The organism is Anoxybacillus sp. (assembly GCF_036834105.1).
Classification (GTDB): domain Bacteria; phylum Bacillota; class Bacilli; order Bacillales; family Anoxybacillaceae; genus Anoxybacillus.
Window position 1 is genome coordinate 1 of sequence record NZ_DAITON010000138.1, and the last position, 5,980, is coordinate 5,980.

Annotated in this window: 6 protein-coding genes and 1 pseudogene; 4 read left to right on the forward strand and 3 right to left on the reverse strand. The window is 40.0% G+C overall.

The window, feature by feature from the left end:
• Positions 1-67 precede the first annotated feature (67 nt).
• The 4 genes and pseudogenes from V7Z64_RS11345 to V7Z64_RS11360 all read left to right on the forward strand — a co-directional run bounded on the left by V7Z64_RS11345 (position 68) and on the right by V7Z64_RS11360 (position 3,800).
• Complete coding sequence (locus V7Z64_RS11345; RefSeq protein WP_297992219.1) at positions 68-679, forward strand: flavoprotein; 612 nt, start codon at positions 68-70, stop codon at positions 677-679.
• A 149-nt stretch (positions 680-828) separates the two neighbouring features.
• The gene (locus V7Z64_RS11350) at positions 829-1,338 is read left to right on the forward strand and encodes a hypothetical protein (RefSeq protein WP_297992216.1); all 510 of its coding nucleotides are present in this window, start codon (positions 829-831) and stop codon (positions 1,336-1,338) included.
• On the forward strand, positions 1,253-2,224 hold the full coding sequence (locus V7Z64_RS11355; RefSeq protein ID WP_297992215.1) for a radical SAM/SPASM domain-containing protein: 972 nt from the start codon (positions 1,253-1,255) through the stop codon (positions 2,222-2,224). The genes V7Z64_RS11350 and V7Z64_RS11355 overlap by 86 nt, the downstream gene beginning before the upstream one ends.
• Positions 2,225-2,494: 270 nt before the next feature.
• Positions 2,495-3,800, forward strand: a pseudogene (locus V7Z64_RS11360) (ISLre2 family transposase).
• A 345-nt stretch (positions 3,801-4,145) separates the two neighbouring features.
• Here the strand turns inward: V7Z64_RS11360 and V7Z64_RS11365 are convergent.
• From V7Z64_RS11365 to V7Z64_RS11375, 3 genes are read right to left on the reverse strand one after another with little or no spacing between them, the layout of a single operon-like run.
• The gene (locus V7Z64_RS11365; RefSeq protein WP_042894685.1) at positions 4,146-4,850 is read right to left on the reverse strand and encodes a pirin family protein; all 705 of its coding nucleotides are present in this window, start codon (positions 4,848-4,850) and stop codon (positions 4,146-4,148) included.
• A 16-nt stretch (positions 4,851-4,866) separates the two neighbouring features.
• Complete coding sequence (locus tag V7Z64_RS11370; protein ID WP_297992212.1) at positions 4,867-5,265, reverse strand: DoxX family protein; 399 nt, start codon at positions 5,263-5,265, stop codon at positions 4,867-4,869.
• Between the two features lie 56 nt (positions 5,266-5,321).
• Positions 5,322-5,762 (reverse strand): MarR family winged helix-turn-helix transcriptional regulator, encoded by a 441-nt coding sequence (locus V7Z64_RS11375; protein WP_003397437.1) that lies wholly within the window; start codon positions 5,760-5,762, stop codon positions 5,322-5,324.
• Positions 5,763-5,980 lie beyond the last annotated feature (218 nt).

Sequence of the window (5,980 nt, forward strand, 5' to 3'; positions counted from 1 at the left end):
CTTCGTTATTAATTAATGAGAGAAAAGGTACGCCAAGAGAAACTGTAATGTAAAGGAGGTGTTAAGCTTGAATATATTAGTTGGCGTTACAGGTTCTTCAGGGGTTGTTGAACTACCTATGTATTTACGAGTTTTTAGAGAAAAACTAGATGCTAACATTAGACTAGTTTGTACATCGAACGTTCAGAAATTTATTGATGTCAATTTTTTGGCGGCGCACGCTGATGCTCCTGCATATCAGGATATGTACGATTTTCCAAAGGAGTATACACGAAATAGAGTTCCTCATTCCTTTTTACATGACTGGGCGGATATTTTCATCATTTTGCCTTGTACTGCTAATACTTTAGCGAAGTGTGCAAACGGAATAGCTGATAATCTGTTAACCATGCTGGTTTTATGCTCCCCAAGACCTGTTGTCTTTTTCCCAAATATGGGGCCAAACATGTGGGATGCAAAAGTTACACAATACAATGCTAAAAAGCTGATCAGTTTTGGACATAAAGTTGTATTTCCTAGTGGAAATGCATGGATAACTGCAACCGGAGAAAAAGTAGATTATGGACATGTACCTCCCCCATATACAGTAGCTGAGTATATACAGAGACATATACAGCAGTCAGACAATGAATTGAAAGGAGGTGAATTGCATGAATCAGAAAATGCTTCAAATTCTTGATGAAGGCTTCGATGTCTTGAATCCAACAGCAGAAGACGTTCTTCTTTCTTTTGCACCGACTAACACAAACTGCGGAGGATGCTGATCATATTCTTTTGTCATCGGGGATAGCTATATTAAGCTATCCCTTGATTATAGGAGGGGTAAAAATGGAGCCGTTTTCTACTATTCCCAAAGAGGTAAAATCAGATGTGAATGATAGATGGGTAGCATCGCGATTTAATATTCTTTCCCATGAAGAGAATGGGGATCTTTATATATGTAATACTTATACGGGGGCATTTTTACGTGTTCCACAAGCTCATGCTAATAAGATTAAAAATATTCTCCGATCGGGATGTGATGAGCTTGATGATACTGCAAAGATTCTTGCTAATTATGGCTTTTTAATCAAAAGTAATGTAGACGAATTTAAAAGAGCCCGAATTTTACATGAAATCAAAGGAAGAAATCCTGAAAATATGTATTTGATTTTTTTAGTCACTGAACAGTGTAACTTTAGGTGTACATATTGTTATGAAAATTTTGAGAAAGGAAAAATGTCGGATGATGTTATTGAAGGTGTAATAAAATATGTTGAGAAAAAGAGGGACTCAACTAAAAAATTTGAATGTCCATTGGTTTGGAGGAGAACCTCTTCTCGCATTAGATGTTATTGAAAAATTATCAAATCAATTCCTTTTATTAAGTGAAAAGTACAATTTCAAGTTTCGTGCTGGTATTACTACTAATGGATTCCTTTTAAACAGTGATACGGCGACAAAATTATTAAAGCTAGGTGTTGACAATTTCCAGATAACTATAGACGGCCCTGAACATATTCATGATCAAACACGTAAGTTAGTGGGAGGACAAGGAACTTTCAAAAGAATATTTAATAATTTGAAAAATTTGAGTTGTTTGGGATATGATTTTCAGGTTAGGATACGTGTCAACTTCGATAAAAGTAATGAACCTTATATACGCGATCTTACAAAAGAGCTTTCCGAAACGTTTTCCAACGATGGAAGGTTTCACGTCAACTACTTTCCTATTGGTCGATGGGGCGGACCGAATGATGAAGATTTAGATATATTTGATACAAAAATAAGAGCAAAAGTAGCACTAAATTTGTGTGAAGATGCTTTAAATCAGGGATTATCGACTACATTAGGTAGCATTCTTCAACCTGGTGGTTATGTATGTTATGCGTCTGATCCTAATTCTTATGTAATTGGATCAGACGGTACTTTATATAAGTGTACAGTAGCGTTATATAATGAAAAAAATAAGATTGGAAAAGTTGAAAAAGATGGGAACTTTAGAATAGATATAGATAAATTTGCTTTGTGGGTTATGAACGATGAGTCTGAAGATGAGGGCTGTAAGAAGTGCTTCCTAAGACCTTCTTGTCAAGGATCTGCTTGTCCTCTAATTAGGATTGAAACAGGAAAAGCACCGTGCCCACCTGAAAAACAGTATATAAAGCAAGTAGTACGGGTTGTTGGTCGACAAAAGAAATTTATTAGCGAAAGAAAAATTAAAGTGACTAAAAGCTATTCGTAATATACGATGAACACTTGCATCTTTGGCCTATGTGCTTTTCGGTTTTGAAAATTCTAGTGAGTATGAGTAAAATGTTTGTGGGAGGAAGTTAAATCCTCTTTCATGTGGTTCAAGGGGGAATTCCTTTGATAAAAGAAGGAGGATGAGCAAAATAGATGCAAAAAGGACTCTCTTCCTGTATGTTGATAAGTGCAACCAAACCACAACAGGAGGTCAGAGAGTCCTATGCAATAGTTTATCACAGATGGGCAAACATTAAAAGAGATAGAAATGGAATTGTTTTCGATGTTGCAAAAAACCTATGGAGCAATGCTTCAACAGGTACTAGAACGGCTGGATGAAGAGCTAGCCAACCAACGAGATAAAAAAACGCTATTACCTAAAAGATAAACGAACGGTACGCATCCAGACGCTCTTTGGGGAGGTGGAGGTTCGGCGCAATTACTATTTGGATCGAGAAAAAGGCGTGTATACGTGCTTATTAGATCCCTTCCTCGGGTTCGATGGCGCAAAGGGAGTGAGTCCATTATTGGAGGAAACCGCCATGGAATTAGCCGTTACCGGCCCTTCGTATCGCCAAGCCGCCGAAGCGTTAGAGAAGATGGTAGGTTATGCGGTGATGAGCCATGAAACGATTCGGCAGCTCGTGTTACAAGCAACGGTGGATAGACATCGTCCGATGGAAATGGAGCGACAGGTGTTGTTCGTGGAGGCGGACGGATTATACGTGAAACGGCAGCGAAGCCGGCGAAGAGGGAAAGAAGAAAAGATTTTGGCAGTGCACCAAGGATGGAAAGCCAACGGGAAACGGGTATCCTTGGTTGGGAAACGGCACTATGTACACGAAACAAACGAGCCGATGTGGGAAGGATTAGAACGATTTTTGATCGAGGAATACGGCTATGACCCCACGAGGGATTGGGTGGTGATCAATGGCGATGGAGCTGCGTGGATTACGGTTTGTCGGGAATATTTCGGGAAGCGAGCGTTTTTCCAGCTAGATCGGTTCCACGTAGCGCGAGAGATTCGTGAATGCTTAAAAGATCACCCACGGTACCGGACGATTCGGAAAAAGCTGGCCTTGTTCGATGAAAATGGGTTATTAACCGAACTGCATAGTGCGGTAGGCACCCTAGGGGATGAGAAGAAAGAAAAGCAATTGGAAGGATTGATTCAACGGATCGAATCGATGCCAGGATGCTTGAGTGATTACCGTCAATGGTTGCGGGAGAAAGGCATAGATACGACCGGAATGCGCCCGATGGGAAGTGCAGAGGGAACGATGCACGTCTTTGCGAAGCGAGTAAAAAATGGACGGAGTTGGTGTGAAGAAGGGATTCGAGCGTTTTTACACGTGATGGTAGCCGTGAAAGACGGGTTAACGATTCAGACATGGAAAGGAGAGGTGTTTGCGCAGGAGGAGAAAAGAGAAACGGAACGAGAAACGATCGTGAAAAAGGCGATGAAGCACGTAGGAACAAAGGTAGCAGAGTTGGTGCGAGGGAATATCCGTTATTTCGATCATTCGTCAGGAACGCCTATTTATCAAGCGTTAAAAGCATTGAAAGGGTTTTAAAAAAGCGAAAAAAGGGCACGAAAACAGGATGAGAGGATTAGAAAACGCTTACAAAAACTAGGTTATTTAAACCAAATATATCCAGAGAATCGAAATATCAAAAAAAATCTCCCACAAACTCTTGACTCAATCCATCCGAAACAAGTTTTTGCATCAAATTCGGGAGTGTGGTATGCTTGTTCATAGAGAGCACCTCCTGGGTTTGTTTGTGTCGCTACTCACATTCTACAGGAAAGGTGCTCTTTTTTCTATACCCTTTGGATTTTATTGGATAATCAACACACCTGGAAAAAAGTCTTTTTCAAAAGAAGATCAGCTTGCCCGTTTTTCTGGGCAAGCTGGCAACTATGGTAAGTCGATAAGCATAAATTGGCTATCTGCTTTTGCGGTAATATGCAATGTTGTTATATCTGTTATACGCGCAGCATCGCGACGTTGCAACATTGTATCATCATTTAATACGAGTTCTCCTTCAATAACAAACAGGTATATGCGACGTCCTTCTTGTTGATGGAATGTTATGTGCTGATTATTTTCTAAATCGGATAAATACATCGTTATATCTTGATGAATGTAGGCAACTTCATTTCCGGCCTGTGTTTTCGAAACAATAGGCAATAAACGGTTCTTCATTTTTTGAATATCGTATGAAACTTGTTCATATGACGGGGTAAGGCCGCGTGCTTCAGGTAGAAACCAAAGTTGTAGAAGATTGACTTCTTCTGTAGCAGATGGATTCATTTCTGAATGTACAATGCCTGTTCCGGCTGTCATCCGTTGTACTTCACCGAATGAAATGATGCGATGATTGCCGAGATTATCGCGATGTTCAAGTTGTCCTTTTAGAACGACTGTAACAATTTCCATTTCTTGATGAGGGTGTGCTCCAAAACCACGTTGTGGCGCGATGATATCATCATTAAATACACGTAATGGACCAAAGTGCATATTGTTTCGATCAAAGTATTCAGCGAATGAAAAACTAAAATAGCTTTGTAGCCAACCGTGGTTTGATTGAAACCGTTCATGTCCAGGATATACATGAATCATGGAACAATCTCCTTTCTTACTTTATGAGTGCATCGAGTGAATAGTCGCCTGCACCGATGAGCGCGATACCGATCACAACAACAATCAAAATAAAGTTGTACTCAAAGCCATTTTGAGTGACCCAAAATCCGTTCGGAGCGTGCACTTTTACGATGGCGATGACCATTGTAGCAGCGAGCAACAAAGCTGCAAATGGGGTGAACAGCCCGAGGGCAAACAACAATCCCCCAACGAACTCCGCTAGGCCAGCAATGAGTGCCATTGTCACTCCTGGCTTTAATCCAATAGACTCAAGCCACCCGCCTGTTCCTTTTAAGCCGTATCCCCCGAACCATCCAAACAACTTTTGAGCCCCATGACCGACAAACGTTAAACCAACAGCGAGACGAATAAGTAAAATACCAATGTGCATCATGATGATCTCTCCTTTCATATATCTTGATTTCAAGATAAAAGTTGTGCGATAGGCCTTTAGAAAGGCGACAATGAAAGACCTATCTTTTTGAGCAAGTGAATAGCTAATTCTTTTTCCTCTGTAGATAAAGATCGGAAAATATCCGACATTTTTTGGGCGTGTTGCGGAAAAATGTGATCCATTAGTGCTTTTCCTTCGTCAGTAATAACAGCGTACGTAATGCGCCGATCTTTTTCGCAACGTTGCCGGACAATATATCCTTTTTCTTCGAGTTTGTCGATGACATATGTCATACTTCCACTAGTGAGTAAAATTTTGTCACCGATTTGTTGAATCGGTTGTGCTCCTTTATGATACAACAAGTCGAGAACACCGAACTCTGTTGGGTTTAGTCCGTAACGTTGGATGTCATGCTTAACATGTTCGGATACGGCTTTATGTGCCCTAGAAAGAACAACGAATAGTTTTAACGATAATGTTTGCTCGTTTTGATTCATACGCATCAACCTTTATCTTGATTTCAAGATAATTATAAACTTACGAAAAGTAAGTTGTCAACGATTAATATGTCATCATTTGTTCAAAAAATTCCATCGTCAAGTGATTTGTAGCACAACTTGAATTTTATGTAAGACATTATGATAGATGTGAAGGAAAAATGGGTAGTGTCAAAAATTCTATGAAAAGTACCGATGAGCGACTTGTTACAGGAAAA

Coding starts and splice junctions, on each gene's coding strand:
- V7Z64_RS11350 (WP_297992216.1), top strand. CDS start 829: ATGGAGCCGTTTTCTACTATTCCCAAAGAGGTAAAATCAGATGTGAAT.
- V7Z64_RS11355 (WP_297992215.1), top strand. CDS start 1,253: ATGTTGAGAAAAAGAGGGACTCAACTAAAAAATTTGAATGTCCATTGG.
- V7Z64_RS11365 (WP_042894685.1), bottom strand. CDS start 4,850: ATGATTCATGTATATCCTGGACATGAACGGTTTCAATCAAACCACGGT.
- V7Z64_RS11370 (WP_297992212.1), bottom strand. CDS start 5,265: ATGATGCACATTGGTATTTTACTTATTCGTCTCGCTGTTGGTTTAACG.
- V7Z64_RS11375 (WP_003397437.1), bottom strand. CDS start 5,762: ATGAATCAAAACGAGCAAACATTATCGTTAAAACTATTCGTTGTTCTT.